This is a genomic window from Bacteroidia bacterium, assembly GCA_033391075.1.
GTDB lineage: Bacteria > Bacteroidota > Bacteroidia > J057 > J057 > JAWPMV01.
Window position 1 is genome coordinate 1,451,277 of the sequence record JAWPMV010000001.1, and the last position, 20,595, is coordinate 1,471,871.

The following is a 20,595-nucleotide window of genomic DNA, read 5'->3' on the forward strand; positions in this document are numbered from 1 at the left end:
TCAGGGTACCTCTTCGCCTGCATCCTCAAGGGCCTCATCGGTTTGATCGGAAGTTTCATCTTCGTTTGTTTGGGGTTCATCACTACTCAAACCGCCCTCGGTATGAGCTGAAGGATCTTTCTTAACTTCTTCTGAATCCTTTTTCTTTTCCTCTGTTTTTGCATTCTCCGGTATACTAATCATACTGTCCTCTTCTTCTGTATCTAAGAAATCCTGGTAGAATTTAATGCTCTCGGAGATCGTTCTTTCTACATTCCCCAAAAATGCTTTCAGGGCATCTTTATGAGTCTGGAATTCTTTGTATTGATTGGTAAGGCTTAAGAATGCAAAGCCTTCCTGTTTGATAAGGTGAGACTGTTGACGATAGAAAGCCCAGCGTTTCCGGTAATTGATCAATTGGTTAAGACCAGCAGCTAAAGCCGCCAGAACGCCCAAAATTGATACAATAATGTCCTGGGCAATTTCATTCAATAACGTATTATTAAGATTCGTGATAAAGGGAATCAGAAGACTCGCAACGAGGGCAGTGAGGTAATACCACCTAAATCGGTCTACGTCTCGCTTGGCTTTCTTTTCATAATCATCAATGGTATCCAGCCATCTAATTTTCAGAAGTTCTTTTTGAGAAGGCTCCAAGTCGAGTTGACTGACGTAGTTCCTGATTTCTTTGATTCTTGCGGGAGTGAGATCCATAATGTTTAAAATAGTTTGGGCTAAAGGCTATACCAGAAATATTTCGAATGCAAACCAAGACTTAAAAGAGGTTTGAATGCATACAGGAAATATGAAAACTATTTGCTAGGAATATATAGAGCAATAAAAAAGCAGTAGTCTATTTGAATATACTCAATATAATCAAATGTTTCAACGGATGGAAATATACGCCTTTGCATGCACTATTTTTGCCTGCTTTGGCCCTTTTTTGAAGAGGCTTAGGTAAGGAATGCACAGAAAGCCCTAAAAAAGCCACTAAGCAAAATGGAAATAAATTTCTTTTTCTCGAATAATATTAGTAACTAAAACATTCAACGGGTGATTCGGCTGTCTCAAGTCAATATCATCATTATGCTAACTAGTTACTCCTGATAGCTATTCTTTTCTTTCCCAGGATTTTGGGAAATGGGGTTTTCTTTTCTTAATCACTACAATTCAAAATGAATTGCTTAGTAGATATACAGAATGGCAAATAAGATTTATTTGGCATTTATGTCTGCTACTTTTCATCATTTAGAAAACTCAAACTAATAAACATGTCTATATTGTATATCGGTCATCACGACCAAGACAGCAATGTCCGTGATAAAAAAGCCTACCTTAAGCCCTTCCATAATGTGGGAGACATCTTGCGAACAGCCATATCATTTAGGGATGATGATAGAAGCAAATGGCGCAAGTTTAAAAGAATAAAAGGGAGTAAGGTAAGAGAACTCCAGACTTTCCTGTTCGATGCTGGGTTTATGCCCCGTAGTGCAAAAGATGGCATCTTTGGATACGTAACGCAAGCTTCTGTGAGACTTTTTCAAGAATACATGAGAACCGTTGAGGGCCAGAATATGAAACCAGACGGTTTTGTGGGCTCAGGAACATGGGGGGCTATTAATTCCTGGCCAAAAGGAAAAAAGTGCGAATGGGCCCTTGCTAGGGAGAAGCCTACAGAAGAATACAACATGTGGTTGAACTTGCTGGGAAACGCAAAAAAACATTATTCTGGCATAGACGATCCCACCTTGAAACAAATCAAGGCCTTCGACGGCAACACAGATACCTTAAAACCAACGGACTGGAAGTTCAACAAATCGGATATACATTTGATTGGGATTCGAATTGGAGAATCGGATAAAGTAAATCGAAGGAAAAATGATGATATCTTCATTCTTCTGATAAATGGCCTGGTCTTCAAGTTCTGGGGATCAACAGATCCCAGTCAATCGATGGCCTTTAATGCCAAAACCAAGAAAGGTCGATTTGATGAAGCCTTTTTAGTAGAGGGGCAGCATAAATACAGATTTGCCTGGCACAAAATTTCGAGTGATAAAAAGATCTATCGAGCCTTAAGGCCTTACAAGTATGGGGTGCTGGTATTTAGAGATAGAGATAATGATGATGCCTTAACCCTTAAAGATATTAAGAAAGGCTTGGATAAAAATACCAATCAAACCATAAATATTCATTGGTCGGGCATAGGGAAGGCCAATTTTTCAGCTGGTTGTCAGGTGATTGCGGGGAAGAGTTATATCAACCATAGTGGCAAAGTCGTGGATTGCTCTGGCTTTGCGGCCAAAAGTTATGGGGATTTAACTGATTCCAGGAAAAAGACAAAAGGGGCCTATAATATGTTTACCGATTTGATTCTCGCCTATGCACCTCAAGGAGTTGAATATTTGTACTATACTTTAGGGAGAGATGAATCTTTAAATATTTCGGGAAGTTTAAGCGAATCCTACGCAAGCAATACGCTAGCATCTATGAAGAATATCTAAATGAAGAAGAATCCAGCAGGGCTCGTCAAAATACTGTTGGATTCTTCCTATGAACACTTCTGCCTCTTACCACTCCTTCAAACCCAACAATTTCTCTCCAAGCTCCGTCAGCTCCGCCTTTCCATACTTCGTTTGCTCCCAGTTTCTGGGGTCCCCTGGAAAGGCATAGCCTTCAGGCGCGATGCGATCTTTCCAGGAATTGATCCGCCAGGTTCGGAGCTCTTCATTCTCGTTTTGAGCAGGGGTCATAGCCACGTATTGAGCGAGGCGAGGCTTATGCGAATGATTGGGTCGGATGCCATGTGCGAGCATACTATCCCAGATCACCAGATCTCCTTTTTCCAATGCCACCTTCTCTATCTCAAATCCACTTACATCTGGCATAAATGGGTTTCGATCTGCAGGCTGTGTTTTTACCCATTCGTCAAAATCCCGGTATAATTGAGGGATACACTGGAAGCCGCCCATATTGAGATCGGTTTGATCATTAAGGGCCAGGACGCCTTGTACATTGACAGGTTTAGGATCTAAAGAAGTGTCGATATCCCAATGGATAAAGCCTTTGTATTCCTGCCCGGGCCGCATAGGAAGGTTGAGGTTGGCTCGGTCAATGGAAACCCAGAGTTCTTCCTGTCCCCAGATGTCGGCAAATATGTCATGGATTTTGGGATGCTGGCGATTGTTCCAAAGGGCTGAATGATTATAAACTTCCACCATACCTGTATTTTTCAATTCAGTCATGCGGATATCATTTTTGGTTCCTTTATCTATATACCAACTCTCCGGATCATTGGGGTCTTTTTCTTCAAACTCCCAAAGCATAGCCGCCGCTTCATCAATCAAAGATTCCGGAGCCGCTTGTTTTATCACTACATATCCATTCCTTTTCCAAAAGGCCCATTCCTCTTCCGTCATAATCCTTAGGGGATCATTATTCTCTCTTTGATTGAGCGCTATTTTCTGGGTATATGAAACAGTGGCATTTCCCGGCTGTTCTTTATCATTGAGTTTTGGAGTTTCACGCATTGGAGTAGTATTTAGTCTAAATGATCCAATCAAAATAGGAAATCTAGTTAATAATTGGAATAGGAATCTTGTGATAAATTCCTGCGGACTTCTTCCCAAACTCCCAATAAATTGAGTAGCTATATGTAACTTGCCATCCAAACAATTTTCAAATACCCATACGTGAATTTTAGTCCTCAAATCCTCAGGGGTACAGGCGTTTTAGCCGAGATTTCCCCTAAACTGGAAAACTATGTGGTTTTTATCTCTGAACTGGAATGGGACTCCTTTCAACAGTTTTTAGAAAAGGAACCCTTTGATTTGATTCAGCTTAGTAATCTGGAAGAATCTCAATTGGAAGTATTTGCTGATAACATCGAGGATAGTGAGTATGTCCTGGGAGTCGGAGGAAGTATGGGAATAGAGGCCGCAAAATTTGTCGCTTTTCAAAAAGGTCGTAAGCTCATCACAATACCGGGAAGTCTGGCAAGTAGCGAATATGCAAATCCACGGGTAAGGGCTTTCAATTATGAACAGGAACAGATTTTTGGGGAAATAAGTCCTGAAGTTCTGGTCCTGGATTTTCAGCTGCTCGGAGAAATCCCTCCAGATATTCATGCTGAGGGCCTCACAGAACTTTTGGCTATGCATACGGCTGTTTTTGATTGGGAACATGCCAAAGCCCAGGGGAAATCAAAAGATCATTTTTCTCATAAAGCCATAGATGAGGCAAAACAGATTCTCTCTGATCTGGAGGTGAGGGTAGGAGAAATCTCCATGGGGACAGAAAGGGGGCTGGAAGCTTTGGTAGATGCTCAACTTAAACAAAGGGAAATCTGCCTGGAAGTAGAAAACGAGAGAGTGAAAAGAGGCTCAGAACATGTATTTAAACAGTTTCTGGAAGAACAATCCCAACAAAGTTATGAACCAGCGGGCCTACTGGCTTTATGCACCCTGCTGATGGCCCGCCTCCAAAACAACCAGGCCGACAGCCTATACCAACAACTCAAAGAATCTGGTATCTTTTTTCAGCCAGCTCATCTTGGTCTTCAACCTCCCCAGCTCGCGAGAAGTTTACAGGACCTGCGATATTATGTAGAAAGAAGACAAGGACTTCCCTATACCTGTCTCAATGATGCCTACATCGATGAAGAATGGGTATTTGAGATGATACAGGATTTGGATTTCTAGGAGGTGGTGTTGTAGTGTTTTAGTGTTGTAGTTCGTGGGTTATTTTTAAATAATTAACTATAGCACTACAACACTACCGAACCTCTTTAATAATCCGTCGGAATATCCTTATTAAAAGGTAAGCCCAATTGGTATTTAATATTTCTGTCTTTGCTGTCATCAGCGACATCCAGGCCGTACTGAATTTTCTGTGGATCTTCGTATACAAAAGTGCCGAACATACGATCCCAGAAAGAGAATATATTACCAAAATTTGTGTCGGTCCAGGGACGTTCAAAATGATGGTGGAACTTATGGATATCAGGAGTGATGAATACATAGCTCAGACCCTTGTCCAACCATTTGGGCAAAGAAATATTTGCATGTGTTATGTACGTAAATAGCACAGTAGTAATCCGGTAGAAAATATAATAAGAGATTGGCATACCACTGACTACTATAGCTACTAAGGCATAGCATTCGCGGAGGGCATAGTCTCCGGGATGGTGGCGTGTTCCGGTTGTCGCATCTACCATGGTATCACTATGGTGTACCATGTGCATTTTCCACATCCATTTAAATTTATGGAGGAAATAATGTGCCACCCACTGAGCCAGAAAATCCAGGAATAGAACTGCCAACAACAATTCCAACCAAACCGGCCAATCTACCAAATACAAAAGGCCAAACTCATTCTCCATTGTCCAAGCAAAAATCCCTACAGTTGCCAAAGTGAAAAGGACATTGAGTACCATACTCATTGAGAGGAAAATTAAATTGGTCCCTACATGCTTCCATTTTTGATATTCCTTTGTAAAAAGAGGAATACTCCCTTCCAGGATCCATGATAGGGATAGACATATAAGAATCCAGACAAATTTTTGCCAGTTCGGCATTGCTTCGAAAAAATCAAGAAAAGCTTCCATATGAGTTATAGTAGTCTTTAGCTGTAATTCATAACCGATAAGGGTTCGGCTTGGTTCAATAAATATAGGAAAAGCTAAGGATAAGTTTAGAGCCTCGCTTATGTGTAAGAAGCCTTATTAAACCAGGATAATAGCTCTTTTTCATTGTCTAGCCTCCATTTTATCCCTAAATTCCTTAAAAATACTAGTACTACATGCGCAAAATTTACTACGTGGGAGACTGGGCTGTTTTGACCGGGCCGGTTTTTGCCGAAACACCTTTTCACTTTTCCCATAAAGGGCTCGATATCTTCAATTATGGAAAGTGGCTCAAAGATGGGCTGGAAGAAAGTGGAGAATATGAAGTCAATTCTGTCTCAGCCTGGGACTTTTACAACAAATTGGGCCCAGGAGATTATGAGAAGATTCTGGATGAGTATGATGCATTTATCTTCAGTGATGTAGATGCCAAATTATTCCAATTGGCTCCCAGCTTTTTCGACAGAAATAAGTTCGGAAAGGAAGTGCTGACCTTTCCTGATCGAATCCGATTGACGGTAGAAGCAGCAAATGCCGGAAAGCATTTTATGTTTTTGGGTGGCTGGTATTCTTTTACTGGAGAATTGGGCAAAGGAGGCTGGGGGAGAACTCGTTTGAGAGAATTGCTTCCGGTAAAGTGTCTGGATATTGAAGACTTGGTCGAGAGTACAGAGGGCTATAGCCCGATTTATACAGAAGCTGGAGCAAAAGCATTTGGAGGCATGGAATTAAGTAGCTGTCCTCCCATTTTAGGCTATAATCAAACTCTTGAAATCCCGGAAGGAGAAGTCTTGATGCGATTTAAAGAAACGGGAGATCCTGCTTTAATTATTCGGGATAAAGGAAAGGGCAAAGTCTTGGCTTATACCTCTGATCCCGCGCCGCATTGGGGAGCTAATTTTGTGTATTGGAAAGATTATGGCCGATTTTGGAGAAATTGTGCGGATTTACTTTTTGCTTAAAATTGAGAGTATGAAAAATATGGTAAAGGTCTTGGAGTATTGGCGTCTTGGCGTTCATGGTCGATTCTATCTCAACACCAACACCCCAACACAGCAATACGTTCTGTTCCTTCTTTTTATCTGCCTCTTTTCAGCCTGTAAGGCTCCTGAAACAGAAGCTTCTTTTCCCATCGCCCAAATCAAAACACCCAAAGGTGAAATGCTGCTTTGGCTTTATGATGAAACTCCTATCCATAAAGCCAGCTTTTTGAAAATGGCCCGTGGAGGCTATTGGGATACACTGAGTTTCAATCGAGTCATTGAAGATTTCGTGATCCAGGGAGGATGCCCGGATACGCCTGAAGGCTTTGCGGATTCTCCTTATCTACTCGAACCCGAATTTAGAGATAGCCTCAAACATGTCTATGGTGCATTGGGAGCGGGAAGAGATGGGAATGCGGAGAAATTATCTGCAGGCTGCCAGTTTTATATTGTTGATCGGGAAGAAGGGATTCCTCGTTTAGATGGAGATTATACCATTTTTGGTCAGATCATAAAGGGCATGGAGGTACTGGAAGCTATTGCTACAAGCCCAACGGATAGCCTGGATCAACCCCTGGATGAGGTGGGCCTGGAGGTAAATATCCTGATGCTAACGGAAGCGGAGATTCGGAAACATGGATACCAGGGAAAGCTGTAAAGAAGAACTTTTCATGATCCCTGGCAGAGGTGAGATTTCCCTTGCCTTGTGGAAAATATATGAGGAAAATTTGCAGAAAAAAGGAGATGTGTTTCTTACGCATGGGACTTTCTCAGACAAGCGTGTTTGTAGAGGTATAGCTACTTTTCTGGCAAATAAGGGATATCACGCCTGGATACTTGAATGGCGGGAACACGGAAGCAGTGGTGGAAATGATCGTCCCTTTAATTTTGAAAGCATAGGACTGGAAGACATCCCTGCTGCTTTAGACTATCTGAAAGAAGTCGAAAAGCTTGAAAATATAGATGCTGTAACCCATAGTGGAGGTGGGATTTGTCTAACTATGGCTCTGGTCAAATATCCCGATTACAGAACTTTTATAAAAAGCATGACGATTTTTGGCTGTCAGGCATTTGGTGCTGCCAATTCCAGCAGTAATTATCTGAAAATCCTCTTTGGCAAATACCTGGGGATCTTATTGGGGACCTTTCACGGGCGAAAGATGGGAAGAGCCCATGATGAAAGTTATTATACCATGAAACAATGGTATGAGTGGAATTTAGAAAGAAAGTTTCTGGGGGAGGATGGAAGAAATTATAGAGCTGCTATGTCTTCTATCGAAATTCCTGTTTTTTCCATTGCTGCGAAAGGAGATACCCTCATAGCTCCTGCTGAGGGATGTAAATTGTTTTTGGATGCTTTTCAAAATCCAGCCAATCGGTTTTGGTTATTATCCCAGGAAGCCGGAAATCTGGAAGACTATGATCATGGAAGAATCATGCATTCGAGTAGTGCGAGTAAAGAGATTTGGCCGGAGGTGTTAGGCTGGATGGAAAAGAACGTCTAAACAAAAATCCCAGGACTCAAGAATTTTGAAGGCTTAAAAACTACGACCATTTGGGGTGAAAGGATTTGCTATAAAACTGTAGAAAATACACCTCCAAAAATTATAACTTGCCGACAAAATAACACCATAGAATGAAAATCTTAGCTGAGTATCAGAACCCAAACGAATCTAACAAAACTATGAGACAAGATCTGTTCCGAGAATTTTTAAATTTCTTTTGGCTCAGACCAGAAAACGCTTTACTACTGGCTTTAAGAGCTGAAGTTTATCGATCAACCTTTGACAAATTTGGAGACGGTAGTGGCACCCTGGATGTGTCCTGTGGAGATGGAGTCTTTTCCTTTATAGCACTGGGAGGAAAGCTGACGAAAGAGACAGATATGTTCAGAGCACTCAACCTTACCAAAAAACGAGAAGATACCTTCGATGTATTTGATGCTTTTAGCGAAGAGTACTTTGTGGGAGTTGCTCAGGCTGCCGAAAGAGCATATGAATATGGATCAGATTGGAAGGAAAATCTGCTTGCAAAAGCAAAACAACTCGATTTTTACAAAAATCTTCTTCACCACGATAATAATTTTCCTCTTCCTCTGGAAGATGGCCAGATAAATTATGCTTACTCAAATAGTGCATACTGGGTCAATAATTTCGAAGGACATTTAGCGGATCTTGCTCGGGTAACGGCTTCTGGAGGACGGATTGTTTTGGAAATGAAAACCTCCGAAATTACCCGTTTCACGGCTCAGAATTACCTGCCCGATATGGGACCCAAATTCCATGACATCATTGATGCAGGTCGTATGGGAACCTGGAAAGGACTCCGTTCGAAGGATGAAATTCTAAAGATAATAGAGCAAATTCCTAATACTCGTATCGAATCAGTTAAGCCAATTTATGGAGATATAATGGCTATGATTTGGGATGTGGGTTTGAGACCTCTCTTCTATCCGCTTTCCAAAATGGCTAATAATTTAACATTGGAACAAAGGGTTCATATCAAGGACGAATGGTGTCAGATTTTTATGGATTTGTTCAGTGATTTATTAGCAGGTTATGAGGCAACAGACAAGGATGCCATTGAATATTGCATCATTCTTGAGAAAGAATAGTGTGAAGACCAGGATCGGCATTAGCTACCGAACTCTCTAGCAAAAAAAGTAGAACAGTTTGTGGATGACCGCAAACTGTTTTGCTTTTTAGTCCGTTAGTTTGTTGATGTTCCATGAAAAACATAGGTATGAAGTGGATTTTATTGTTAAGCCTTCTTTTTCTCGCAAATTTGGAGAAAAAACATCTCCAGGAAACGCCTCCTTATCCCATTCATGCTGAGATTTCTATTCTAAATAAGGTAGTAAGCGCTCAGGAGGAATTGAAACTTAAACTAACTCTCACCAACACCGGCAGAGAAACCATTCAGTTTTGCCTTCCCAGACGTAGCTTATTAAGTAAACAGAAAACCCCTTATGTATTCGTAGTCTTGAAAAGCACAAATCAGCTTTGTGGTCAAAGTCTTTACACCCGTTTTTCTGAATTATGGATACCAAAGAATAAGGATAGGATAACATTAAGAGCAGGACAGAAGCATAAGCTTATATTCAATCCACTAGAAATTCTGGTAGATTGCGAATTGGAATTTGGGGATGGTCTTAAGCCTGGAAAATATAAGATCCAGATTAGCGCAGCCGTCAATCAGGGCTGTTTAGAAGCTTCAGATGATTTAGGGGAGAAGGATGGAAAGTTTCAGTATTTATTTAAGACTGAGGAGTTAACATTTGAGGTTTGAGAGTCCTGATAAAAACTTAATTGCCAGATACATGAAAATCCTCATATTCGGAGCATCTGGCTCAGGAACTACAACTTTGGGAAAACTTCTTTCCTCAAAAATGGGCTATACCTTTCTGGATGCGGATGATTTTTACTGGGAGAAAACCGATCCTCCTTTCACCGAAAAAGTCCCCCTAGCCTTACGAAGTAAAAATTTGCAAGCTGCTTTGGAAGCCGAAAAGCGAGCCATAATATCGGGATCCCTGGTAACATGGGGAGACTATTGGTTGACTGCCTTTGATCTGGCTATCTTTTTACACCTTTCTCCGCATATACGACTCCAAAGATTGGGAGATAGAGAGCTTAAACGATATGGAGATAAACTGCAACATGATCCAGATCGTAGAGCGAATTCAAAAGCCTTTTTAGCATGGGCGGCAAAGTATGATGATCCTGAATTTGAGGGTCGGAGTATTCGCCAGCATGAAGACTGGATCAAGAAACTCAGTTCTGCCATCTTGAGAATTGAAGGAGACCTTGATTTAGAGGAAAAAGTGCGGTTTGTTGAAAAATTCTTGAATGAGAATTTAGTATAGAATGTCTATCTTGGACAGGAGAAGCATATACATGAAAACATGAAAAAGGGACTTCTTCATTTTTTCTTAATTCTTAGCCTGTTTTCCTGCCAATCATTGAAAGACGGTAGGGAGCAAAAGCAATTATCCTCTTCAATTATGGAAGAATACTGGTCCAGAATAGACAACTGGATTCAAAAAGAAGCACCTGCTCTGGCTGCTGAAATCAATGGACCTGCCACTGCCAATGAAATTAAAGACCTTGAAGAATATCTGGGAGTTGAGTTTCCTGGATCCTTCAAAGAATTTTACAGGATACATGATGCGCAAAAGGCACATTCGGATGGTATCATGAATGCGGAAGAGTTTTTATCATTAGAACGCATCAAGGATGAATGGACCGTTTGGAATGATTTGCTAAAGGGGGGTGATTTTGAAGGAATTACCTCTACTCCGGTAAAAGGGATCAAAAATGACTGGTGGAATGCAAAATGGATCCCGATCACCTACGATGGAGGGGGGAATCACATTTGCCTGGACCTGGATCCGGCAGAGGGAGGAAATTATGGGCAGATGATCCGGATGTGGCATGATGATGATACCCGCGAAATGATTGCTCCCTCTTTCGAAGCATGGATCAAAACCTATGTAGAAGATTTGGAGAAAGGAGAATATGTGTATTCCGATGACTATGGAGGCTTGATTCGGAAAGATGAGCTTTGATTTTTAACGGCAGCTGGGAAGGGTAAATGTACTTTGCAATACATACACCATAGAAAGCCGAACTTCCTGCCTCCCAGCTTCACCTTAACTCTATATACATGAAAACCTTCGCAAGTTTCGCTTTCCTGATTTTGTATTCTCTCAGCCTTAATTTCCTGATTGGCCAGGAGGAACAGTACTTCGAACACAAAATCACTTCTTCCCATTTCGAGGCAGAAAGAAAAGTAAAAGTCTTTCTGCCGGATCGCTACCTTAGAGATACGACGGGGCAGTTTGCAATCATCTTTGTTCTGGATGCACAATACGAACCCTTTTGGCAAATGGCTAAAGGCAACATTTCCTATATGGTGACAAGCTATGTCATGCTTCCGTCAATAATTGTAGGTATTCACTCGGATGACAGAGGTTCTGACTTTACACCTCCTGCCAGAGACTTGCGAAAGCATATAAAAGAAGAAGTTATCCCACTTATTAAAGAGAAGTATCGGGTAAATGATTTCCGGGCAGTCATAGGGCATTCCTGGGGAGGAGCTTTTGTCGGTAGTACCTTGTTTAGCGAGGACAGGGATCTGTTTAGCGCATATATTGGAATTAGTCCATCTTTTGACGCAAATGATTATACAATTATTGAAGCAGGTTCAAGCTTGCTGAAAGAAGGGAAGCCTCTCAATAAATATCTTTATGCTTCAGCAGGAGACCTGGGATTTCGGGAAGCTGAATCAGCTGAGGGACTTCATCATATGGATTCCTTGCTCAATGCTCACAAAACGCCTGGCGTAGTATATGATCAACAAATTTTCAAAGGATTAGGACATTGGGGATGTGTTATTCCCTCCCTTTCTGATGGGCTAGTAAGAATGAGCCGTGAAGTATTTGCGGATCAGGGGTTACTTGAAGAAATGCTTAGAAAGAAAGACACAGATGTATTTGAGCAATTAGAGGCTTTTCATAAAAAAGCTCAGGATACCTACGATTTTTATTTTGAACCCAGTCCCTCTTATTATCAATCTTTTGCGAATGACCTCAGAGAACAGGGGCAATTGTCAGATGCTGTGATCTTTTATAAGAAGGCCCTGGAAATGGATCCGGAGCATGCACGTGCGACCGTAAATCTGGCGGATGCCTATGATAAATTGAAGATGCCGAAGGAGGCAAAAGCAGCTTTTGAACGCACCTTGGTACTCCTGGAAGAACAAAAGGATAGCCTCCCTGAATCCTTTTACACCAATGTGAAGAAATGGGCCAAAGAGAAAGTAGATAGCTATAAATGAGGAAAGAGCCATTGATGCATAATGGTTTGAAATTCAGGATGAGCCTATGTATAATGAGCCTCATTTGATTAATAAGCAATAAGATGACATACCTCAGCAGTGATCCTCCTATTGTCGTAGAAGAGGTCTATGACGTAAGTATATATGATCTATGGACGGCCCTTACAGATCCCAAAGAGATGGTGCTATGGTTTTTCGACAATATCCCCGATTTCAAAGCAGAGCCGGGCTTTCAAACCCAATTTCTAATTGAGAATGAAGGAAGGAAATTCACCCACACCTGGTTGGTTCAGGAGGTAGAAGAGGGGAAAAGAATAAAATACGGTTGGACCTTTCCAGAGTATCCCGGAGATTCTTATACAGATTTTGTCTTGAGTGAAGCAGAGGGAAAAGCAAAACTCAGACTTACCGTAATGGTCGTAGAGGATTTTCCCACAGATATTCCTGAGTTTCAAAGAGAAAGCGGGATAGCTGGATGGAATTATTTTCTGAAGGAAAGATTGAAATCCTATCTCGAAGGGAAATAATATGAGGCGGTATCGGATATGGATCATATTGAATTGGGTTGTACTGATCTTATTCTTGATTATTCTAACGATTCAAATTCTATCCTGGATAGAATTAAATAGTATGCTAAATGGCCCTCTTTTTGAAGACAATCAGGATGAGAAATTTCATGCTTTAGTCAATAGCATGAAAGCCCAAAGCCAGGCTGTGATTGTTAAATATGGAGCATTTAGTGCCATTTCTGCGATCAGTTTATGGGTTTTATATTTATTGAAAAGGAAGCGTCCCAATACTGAAACAGAAGAATCTCTGATTGACCAAATAGGGGAGTAGGGATTTGAAATCCTAATAAGCTTTCGGAAGAGTAAATGAAAACACTTACAAAAGAAGCGGCCATCCAAAGAGGGAATCAATATTTCAACGACTTGTATAACGCAAGAGCATGTTCAGATCAGTTCTATGTACTGGAAAATACGGTTCATGAACATGATCTCTGTTTTTCTATGGCCTGGCATTTGGTAAAAGAAAAACATCTCCCTTCCAGCCGCTGGAGTTCGATTGTTGGAGGGGGGCCTCTATTCATCTCCAAAATATCTAGTCACATAGGATTAGCGGGTTCAGGCTTATACTATGATGGCGTGGGAGATTTTGAGTTATGAATACAGGGATTGGAGGCTTATTCGGTCTTGGTCATTAAGTTCGAGAAAAAGAAACTCAGTGCTTTGAAGACTTTGCTGAAAATGAATACTCCACAGTTAATGAAGAAAGTAAATGAGGATCAGGAAATCCTTCTGGAAGGACCGGATTACGAGCTTAAAGAAATGATGAGCTATGTGGAAAAAGCCGGAATAATTTGCAAGTTTGAGCGGAGGAGCCGGGAAAGTAAGAGAGAAACCTGGCCCTAAATCGATCAAAACTATGAAACTTAAGGCAGTCAGTTCAGATGCCACGTCTGATCTTCAATCCATTTGCAAAGAGGTTTACAGCATAAATTTTGGTAATCATTGGAAAGAAGGCGGGTTGGAGATTTATCTCCATGAACAATTCGGTGACGCACGCATGGCAAACGATTTGGCAGACCCGGATGTGCTTTATTTTTTTATCGAGGAGGAAGGGGAAAATATTGGGTTTGCCAAGGCCAAATTAAATGTTGAATTGGAAGGCTATGCTTCTTCCGGGATGGCAGAGCTTGAAAAGATTTACATTCTCCCTCAGCATAAAGGAAAAGGCATAGGTCGCACTGCCATGACCCAAATCATGGATATTTGTAAGTCCCGATCAATGGAGCATTTATTCCTTTGTGTGATTGATACCAATTTTGCTGCCCAGGCTTTCTACGAAAAGCTGGGTTTTTACTTTCATTCCAAAATACGTCTGGATGCCCCAAATTTTAAAGAAGAGTTGAGGGGACTAAATAGGATGCTTAAAGTTCTTTAATCTTTATTTTTTACTTTTTTTACGGAAAAATGTAGTGTAAAAAATTCAAGATTTTAAAACTGCTGCACGGACGGCCTCAAGCAGCAAATCTTACTTGCTCTTGCAGCTGTAGAGAGGCTACTGCCTGTGTTGATTTAATATTAACTGCGAACAAATTGGCGCGCTGGAGATGGAACGAGAATTTAGGGGATGGAAATGTGGGCAGGCAGGCTCTTCTCGTTCCGACTTTTTGCTCCACTTTTTGAGAGAAAAAGTGGAAAAGAAATTAAAAGAAACTAGAAAGAAAAAGCCCAAACTGGGCAATCCCCTCCCTGGCAATAGCAAACTGAGAAATCGCATAAGTTGCAATCGCAAACTGCCCAACAGAAAACATGGAAAGGGAGAACTGTGCAATGCTGAATAGGCCCACACCAAACTGGCCGATATTAACTACTCCCACCGCATATTGTCCAATCGCTATAATCCCTTTTGCAGGAACTGGCTTTTTTCGGCCCTCATACTTGAAAGAAATGTGGAGCAGAGGAATCCCCCAGAGATGAGCATTGGATTTATATTCATATCCACAGGGAAATGTTTTTGAATTGCAACACCCAATTAGGGCGGGTTTTGTAGCTGAACTTCCTGTAGAATTCATTGATCTGGCCGTTAGGAGATTTTAAATAACTCTACCTTAAAGATGAAAATGAGCCGGGAATAGTTGGAAGCCCGGCTCATTTTTCTACATTTTCTATCGTGAGAGCTTATCCTCCAGCACCAGATTCTCAATGAAAAACTCCATCATGCGTTCGTAATCCATGGCCGTATGGCCTCTATCAGGGCCTATTTGCACCTCGAAGCTCTTTCTGGCTCTCTGTAAGGCCTGTATAAGCTGCAAGGAGTTGGAAGGGTGAACATTGTTGTCATTGGTTCCATAATAGATCATCAGGCGTCCTTGAAGATCCTGCGCATAATTCATAAGACTGGACGCCTCATAACCTTCTTCATTATTTTCCAGAAGATTCATGTAGCGCTCGGTATAGATATTATCATAGTTTCTCCAATCCGTTACCGCTGAATTTGCAACTGCTACATGGAAAACCTCTGGATGTCTGAGCAAACAGGTCGCTGCAGTTGTTCCTCCATAAGAAGTGCCATAAACCCCTACACGATCTTTGTCAAAATAGGGCCGATCGTAGAGTGATTTTACGCCTTCTGCAAAGTCATCCATTTCCACTATTCCCAGATTTCCATAGAGCGCATCCAGAAAATGCTTGCCTCTGCCTCCGGTATTTCTACCATCAATATCTGCAACCAAAAATCCGTATTCCGTAAGGGGATTGGGATAAGCAAAATTTTCTCTAAACTCATTGGTACCGGGCCCTCCATAATTTGCTAGAAGAAGGGGATACTTTTTATTGGGATCAAAATTGGAGGGGAAATGCAGCATACCATGAAGTTTGGTTTTCCCGTCTGCAGAAGTGAAGGTAAATACTTCAACTTTCTTCAACCCCAATTCCTTAAACGTGCTCTCATCGCTTTGTGCCAGCTCTGCGATTACTTTTCCCTTTGCATTCACCAATTGGGTGAAAGGAGGGATGTCATGCGTTTGAGCTACATCAACAAAATACTTTCCATCAGGAGATATAGTTACCAAATGGTTGAAAGCAGGATCTGTTAGGCGCACATCATTTTCTCCGTTCAAGTCCACCCGATGAAGCTGTTGCTTCATGTGATTATCTCCGGAACGAGCCATATAAAACAATTGACCAGCTTCTTCATCAACTTTCACGATGCGTCCTACTTCAAACTCATGCTCACTTAAAGGGTTGATCAGTCCGTCGGCAAAAGAATAGAGGTAGTAGTTTTTAAAACCGCTTCTCTCAGATGCCCAGATAAATCGCTTGCCATCTTCAAGGATATGCATCTCTGGAGTATTTTTCGTAAAGCTTTTGAGCCACTCCTCTCTAACAACTATGCGGGATTTTCCAGTTGTTGGATCTGCCGCACAATACTCCATGATATCCTGTTTTCTATTAGTCCTGTGATAGAGCAATTCCTTTCCATCCGGAGACCATTCAATTCCATAGAGATAGGTTCCGGGATGATCATCACTAAATGCTTTGCCCTCACGCGTATCCAATAAAACCGTTTCTTTGCTTTCCAGATCATAGACCATCAGGTCCACAGGAAGATTTTGAGCTCCTACTTTTGGATAAGCTTCTATCTCTACAGAATCCTGGATTTTGGTTTGGTGATAGAGGACATAGTATTTTTTAGATCCTTTTTCATTGAAGCGATAAAAGGCAATCTTCTTTCCATCCGGCGACCACCACATGGCCGTGTTTTGGCTCAATTCCTCTCCATACACCCAGGTCGCAATTCCATACTTCAACTGATTATCCATATTGCCATCTGTAGTGATTGCATAGGATTCGCTTCCATCAGCCTTGCTTATATACATATTGCGTTCATGCGTATAGGCTTTGAGGCTGCCATCCGGAGATTTGGCAGAACTATATTGTCTTCCTCTGGCAGGGCCGTTCCATCGTCTTCTTCCCTGTCTGGCTTTGGCTTTGCCTATATCTGTGGCTTTTTTCTTTTTGACATCATAACTCCACTGTCTTCCGTCTTTTGCATATTCAAATGATTTGCCATCTTCACTCCATTCCACACTCAGTCTTCCCATTTTTACAGAAGAATAAATTTGAGGAGCAACTTGCTTGTATTGCTCATAACCGGGCATTTTTTTTAGTCTATCCTGTGCCTGGATTTGAAAAGGAAGGAAAAACAATATGCCTATTAAGTAGATGAGTCCTTTATGATTCATGTCTAATGCTTAGCGTTAGTATTGATAAAAATGAAAGAACTAAACTACGCAATTTCATTGAATTTGAAATTTTACTAATCTCAGGGAAAGGATATATTTGCACACTAAGCCTCATAACATATGTCCCAAAGTCCCTACAAATCTTTTGAAACAGATCGCCTTATCCTTAGGCCCACAGAGGAATCTGATGCCGCCTACATTCTGGAGGTGATGAATACGCCCAAATGGATCAAAAATATTGGAGATCGAAAGGTTCATTCAAGGGAAGATGCAATCAAATATATCCGCGAGCGGATGCTCCCTCAGTTGGAGCGTTTGGGTTATTCCAATTATACAGTCATTCGCAAATCAGATGGAGTCAAAATGGGTTCATGCGGATTATATGATCGAGAAGGACTGGAAGGAATAGACATTGGATTTGCCTTTCTTCCGGCCTATGAAAAAAAGGGATATGCCTATGAAGCCTCTTCGCGTATCATGGAAGCCGCTATTGAGGATTTTGGGATTGAATTGATCAAGGCGATTACCATTCCCAGCAATACAGCTTCTCAAAAGTTATTGGAAAAATTGGGCCTGGAATTTCAGAAGCGTTTCTATATGGAAGGTGATTCGGAGGAACTGATGCTCTATCAATGGGAAGCAAAATCGGATTAAGTTAGGCCGTATTGATTATACCATTATTATCTGACGACGATAAATATCATCTCCATAAAAAAATCAGGGAAGCCCGAAGACCTCCCCGATGAGTTTGGATGTAAAATCCTTTAGACAAAATTCTCCATGTACTTATAGATCGTTCCGGTGTTGAGAAGCACAACACACATATCTTTTGTGATCCAGCGATCTGCCAGGAGGTTTTGATAAGCTTTATACACGGCTGCACCTTCCGGTGAAAGCAGTATTCCATATTTCTGTGCAAACTGATGGATGGATGACTCTATATCCTGCTCTGGGATTTTGACTGCCTTCCCATTGCTTTTGTATAAGATATTGAGGATCAATTCATCTCCGAATGCAGTTGGAACCCTCAGTCCATTGGCAAGACTTAGTCCCGGGTCCTCAAATCGTTTTGCCTGTGATTCTCCTGCCTCAAAGGCTTTAACAATGGGGTAGCAGGCTTCACTTTGCACTGCCACCATGCGAGGCATTTCACCTGCTACCCATCCTAGCTGCATCATTTCCTCAAAGGCTTTCCAAATTCCGATTAAACCCGTGCCGCCACCTGTTGGATACACGATTACATCTGGTATTTTCCAATTGAGCTGTTCGGCGATTTCATAGCCCATGGTCTTTTTTCCCTCCAATCGATAGGGCTCTTTGAGGGTAGATACATCGAAACAATCTTCTAAGCCATCCGCTTTTATTTGAGCGGCACAATCGCCAATGTTTCCATCGATCAGTTTTACCTTCGCCCCGAAAAACTCACACTCTTTCGCAAAAGTTTTGGGGGTTTCGCGTGGCATATAAACATTTGCTTCCATACCTGCTTTCGCACAATAGGCACTCATCGCTCCCCCCGCATTTCCGGCAGTAGGAATCACACATTTCGTGATCCCCAGTTCCTTCGCTTTAGAAATAGCCATCGAGAGTCCCCGTGCTTTAAAGGAACCTGTGGGATTCGCGGCTTCATCTTTAAGGAAAAGTTCTTTTTCAAGGGGAATCAAAGGGCTTCCCCCTTCTCCCAGACTGACAATGTTTTCGTCCCATTCTACCGGCAGCAATTTTCGGTAGCGCCACATACCTTCATAAGAACTATCCAGCAGATCCATGATCGGGTATTCTTCCAATTCATAGCAAGCCCAAAGCGGTTTATCTGCATTCGAATAGGTTTGGACTTTATCCTTTGCGTAAAAATCGCCGTATTTAGAACACCTCAAGTGCGAAAATAACGTTCTTATAATTGTAGGATGCTGCATGAATGTTGTGGGTTAATGCTTGGCTCAAGTTCCTCATTCTTGTTCTCCCTCACATCCTCTATCTTGACTTTGCGCTATATAATCTTGCTATATGTCGACTGTCGATACATCCCAAACAAAACAGAAACAACACTCTTTTCGAGTGGAGTTGAGGGAACATCCTGTGCAACATAAAGGGATGCATTTCCATCCAGAATTTCAGATCAGTCTTATTCTTAGGGGAAAAGGCTATGTGAAAATTTCTAATATGGATCACCCAATCCAAAAGGGTGATATTCTCATGATTGGTCCTGATCTTCCACATGAAATCGGGCAGAAGAATCAAATACAGGAAGAAGAACTTCATTTGATTAGTATTTACTTTTTACCCGCAGTCTTTGGCAAACATTTTTTCAGCCTTCCTGAAATGAGTGAGATTGAGGAAATGCTGGATGAAAGTGTACGAGGACTATTCTGGGAAGTAAAGCATACCAAAGGTCTCAATCATTTGTTCTTTTCCCTCAGAAGAACTCATGCTGCAAACCGTATCATTCAATTATTGGCTTTGTTGAATAAACTGGGAGGAAGAAAGGAAAGACAGCTGCTGAATCCACATAATTTGGTAAAGGAAAAGCAGTATGCAGATAGCACTTATAGCAAGATCATGAATTATATCTACCAGAATTTCGATAAGCCTATCAGTCTGGAAGAAATGGCCGATTTGGTCAACCTGAATAAATATTCCTTTTGTCGATACTTTAAGCGCATGACCCAAATGTCATTCGTGAGTTATCTCAATGAGTTTCGCATTAGCAAGGCCTGTAGTTTTTTGAGTTCCGACACCTACAACATCAGCCAGATCGGTTATCTGGTCGGCTTCAATACCTTATCCAATTTCTATCGTCAATTTCAAAAGGTGATGAATTGTACGCCAACAGAGTATCGACAGGAAATGGGATAATTCCCAGCTTTAATTTATACACACATGATCCTTGAAATCGAATTGGCTCCTAAATCCGATAGACCCGTTCTCCGGCAGTTGATGGAATTGTATTGCTATGATTTCAGTGAATTTGATGATTTGGAGGTAAATGCACATGGCTATTATAGCTATTCCTATTTGGATTATTACTGGACGGGAGAAGACCGCTATCCCTACCTGATCAAGGTCAATGGCAATCTGGCAGGTTTTGTCCTGGTGAATCAGCATTTTGTCAAACTGCAAGCGCCCGGTCATAGCATTGCGGAGTTTTTCATCATGAGAAAATATCGAAAACAAGGATTGGGGAAACGTGTGGCTTTCGAAATCTTCGATAAATATGGGGGCGCCTGGGAGGTTTCCCAGCAATTATCTAACAAAGCTTCACTCATTTTTTGGGAGAAAGTCATTGCTGCCTATGTGGGAGATTGGAGTAAGGTAGAGGTCCATCAATTGGAGAAAAAACAAGTTTTAGTATTTGAGGGGAAGGGGGATTAAAATCTTTCCTATTTATGGAATTCATATATTCTTACCCTCTTTTGGGAAAGACC

At 41.5% G+C, this 20,595-nt stretch carries 24 protein-coding genes; 18 read left to right on the top strand and 6 right to left on the bottom strand.

Annotation, left to right across the window (positions count from 1 at the left end):
• A complete protein-coding gene (locus R8P61_05665) occupies nt 1-693 on the bottom strand; it encodes a DUF4231 domain-containing protein (protein MDW3646523.1) in 693 nt (230 codons plus the stop codon).
• A 557-nt stretch (nt 694-1,250) separates the two neighbouring features.
• Between R8P61_05665 and R8P61_05670 the strand changes: the two genes are divergently transcribed.
• Nucleotides 1,251-2,480 (top strand): peptidoglycan-binding protein, encoded by a 1,230-nt coding sequence (locus R8P61_05670; protein MDW3646524.1) that lies wholly within the window; start codon nt 1,251-1,253, stop codon nt 2,478-2,480.
• A 66-nt stretch (nt 2,481-2,546) separates the two neighbouring features.
• Here R8P61_05670 and R8P61_05675 read toward each other — a convergent pair whose 3' ends face one another.
• The gene (locus R8P61_05675; protein MDW3646525.1) at nt 2,547-3,506 is read right to left on the bottom strand and encodes a phytanoyl-CoA dioxygenase family protein; all 960 of its coding nucleotides are present in this window, start codon (nt 3,504-3,506) and stop codon (nt 2,547-2,549) included.
• Nucleotides 3,507-3,668: 162 nt separating this feature from the next.
• On the opposite strand from R8P61_05675, the gene R8P61_05680 reads away from it, so the two are divergent.
• Entirely contained in the window at nt 3,669-4,676 is a 1,008-nt protein-coding gene (locus R8P61_05680) for an iron-containing alcohol dehydrogenase (GenBank protein ID MDW3646526.1), read from the top strand.
• 86 nt (nt 4,677-4,762) lie between these two features.
• Here the strand turns inward: R8P61_05680 and R8P61_05685 are convergent, their stop codons facing one another.
• Nucleotides 4,763-5,416: a sterol desaturase family protein gene (locus tag R8P61_05685; protein ID MDW3646527.1), complete on the bottom strand. Its 654-nt coding sequence runs from the start codon at nt 5,414-5,416 to the stop codon at nt 4,763-4,765.
• A 359-nt stretch (nt 5,417-5,775) separates the two neighbouring features.
• On the opposite strand from R8P61_05685, the gene R8P61_05690 reads away from it, so the two are divergent.
• From R8P61_05690 to R8P61_05750, 13 genes are all read left to right on the top strand, one after another.
• Nucleotides 5,776-6,561: a glutamine amidotransferase gene (locus R8P61_05690; protein ID MDW3646528.1), complete on the top strand. Its 786-nt coding sequence runs from the start codon at nt 5,776-5,778 to the stop codon at nt 6,559-6,561.
• 10 nt (nt 6,562-6,571) lie between these two features.
• Nucleotides 6,572-7,240 carry a peptidylprolyl isomerase gene (locus R8P61_05695; protein ID MDW3646529.1) on the top strand — a complete coding sequence of 223 codons (669 nt, stop codon included), beginning with the start codon at nt 6,572-6,574 and terminating at the stop codon, nt 7,238-7,240.
• Complete coding sequence (locus tag R8P61_05700; GenBank protein ID MDW3646530.1) at nt 7,218-8,087, top strand: alpha/beta hydrolase; 870 nt, start codon at nt 7,218-7,220, stop codon at nt 8,085-8,087. The genes R8P61_05695 and R8P61_05700 overlap by 23 nt, the downstream gene beginning before the upstream one ends.
• 179 nt (nt 8,088-8,266) lie before the next feature.
• A complete protein-coding gene (locus R8P61_05705; protein ID MDW3646531.1) occupies nt 8,267-9,196 on the top strand; it encodes a hypothetical protein in 930 nt (309 codons plus the stop codon).
• 128 nt (nt 9,197-9,324) lie between these two features.
• Entirely contained in the window at nt 9,325-9,870 is a 546-nt protein-coding gene (locus tag R8P61_05710) for a hypothetical protein (protein ID MDW3646532.1), read from the top strand.
• Between the two features lie 31 nt (nt 9,871-9,901).
• Nucleotides 9,902-10,447, top strand: a complete 546-nt coding sequence (locus R8P61_05715) for an AAA family ATPase (GenBank protein MDW3646533.1) — start codon at nt 9,902-9,904, stop codon at nt 10,445-10,447.
• A gap of 39 nt (nt 10,448-10,486) precedes the next feature.
• Nucleotides 10,487-11,149 carry an SMI1/KNR4 family protein gene (locus R8P61_05720; protein ID MDW3646534.1) on the top strand — a complete coding sequence of 221 codons (663 nt, stop codon included), beginning with the start codon at nt 10,487-10,489 and terminating at the stop codon, nt 11,147-11,149.
• A 98-nt stretch (nt 11,150-11,247) separates the two neighbouring features.
• Complete coding sequence (locus tag R8P61_05725) at nt 11,248-12,420, top strand: alpha/beta hydrolase-fold protein (GenBank protein MDW3646535.1); 1,173 nt, start codon at nt 11,248-11,250, stop codon at nt 12,418-12,420.
• An 83-nt stretch (nt 12,421-12,503) separates the two neighbouring features.
• Nucleotides 12,504-12,947, top strand: coding sequence for an SRPBCC domain-containing protein (locus R8P61_05730; GenBank protein ID MDW3646536.1), 444 nt, complete (start codon nt 12,504-12,506; stop codon nt 12,945-12,947).
• A gap of 103 nt (nt 12,948-13,050) precedes the next feature.
• The gene (locus tag R8P61_05735; protein ID MDW3646537.1) at nt 13,051-13,260 is read left to right on the top strand and encodes a hypothetical protein; all 210 of its coding nucleotides are present in this window, start codon (nt 13,051-13,053) and stop codon (nt 13,258-13,260) included.
• A 35-nt stretch (nt 13,261-13,295) separates the two neighbouring features.
• The gene (locus R8P61_05740; protein MDW3646538.1) at nt 13,296-13,586 is read left to right on the top strand and encodes a hypothetical protein; all 291 of its coding nucleotides are present in this window, start codon (nt 13,296-13,298) and stop codon (nt 13,584-13,586) included.
• Nucleotides 13,587-13,667: 81 nt separating this feature from the next.
• Complete coding sequence (locus tag R8P61_05745) at nt 13,668-13,832, top strand: hypothetical protein (protein MDW3646539.1); 165 nt, start codon at nt 13,668-13,670, stop codon at nt 13,830-13,832.
• A 13-nt stretch (nt 13,833-13,845) separates the two neighbouring features.
• Nucleotides 13,846-14,364, top strand: a complete 519-nt coding sequence (locus R8P61_05750) for a GNAT family N-acetyltransferase (protein ID MDW3646540.1) — start codon at nt 13,846-13,848, stop codon at nt 14,362-14,364.
• Between the two features lie 265 nt (nt 14,365-14,629).
• Here the strand turns inward: R8P61_05750 and R8P61_05755 are convergent, their stop codons facing one another.
• Together R8P61_05755 and R8P61_05760 are read right to left on the bottom strand one after the other, a co-directional pair.
• A complete protein-coding gene (locus R8P61_05755) occupies nt 14,630-14,998 on the bottom strand; it encodes a hypothetical protein (protein MDW3646541.1) in 369 nt (122 codons plus the stop codon).
• Between the two features lie 93 nt (nt 14,999-15,091).
• A complete protein-coding gene (locus R8P61_05760) occupies nt 15,092-17,170 on the bottom strand; it encodes a DPP IV N-terminal domain-containing protein (GenBank protein MDW3646542.1) in 2,079 nt (692 codons plus the stop codon).
• Between the two features lie 120 nt (nt 17,171-17,290).
• Between R8P61_05760 and R8P61_05765 the strand changes: the two genes are divergently transcribed.
• Nucleotides 17,291-17,824: a GNAT family N-acetyltransferase gene (locus R8P61_05765; GenBank protein MDW3646543.1), complete on the top strand. Its 534-nt coding sequence runs from the start codon at nt 17,291-17,293 to the stop codon at nt 17,822-17,824.
• Nucleotides 17,825-17,934: 110 nt separating this feature from the next.
• On the opposite strand, the gene R8P61_05770 is transcribed toward R8P61_05765, so the two are convergent.
• On the bottom strand, nt 17,935-19,086 hold the full coding sequence (locus R8P61_05770; protein ID MDW3646544.1) for a threonine synthase: 1,152 nt from the start codon (nt 19,084-19,086) through the stop codon (nt 17,935-17,937).
• Nucleotides 19,087-19,177: 91 nt separating this feature from the next.
• Between R8P61_05770 and R8P61_05775 the strand changes: the two genes are divergently transcribed.
• Both R8P61_05775 and R8P61_05780 read left to right on the top strand, forming a co-directional pair.
• The gene (locus R8P61_05775) at nt 19,178-20,026 is read left to right on the top strand and encodes an AraC family transcriptional regulator (GenBank protein MDW3646545.1); all 849 of its coding nucleotides are present in this window, start codon (nt 19,178-19,180) and stop codon (nt 20,024-20,026) included.
• Between the two features lie 24 nt (nt 20,027-20,050).
• Nucleotides 20,051-20,542 (top strand): GNAT family N-acetyltransferase, encoded by a 492-nt coding sequence (locus R8P61_05780; protein MDW3646546.1) that lies wholly within the window; start codon nt 20,051-20,053, stop codon nt 20,540-20,542.
• The last annotated feature ends 53 nt before the right edge of the window (nt 20,543-20,595 follow it).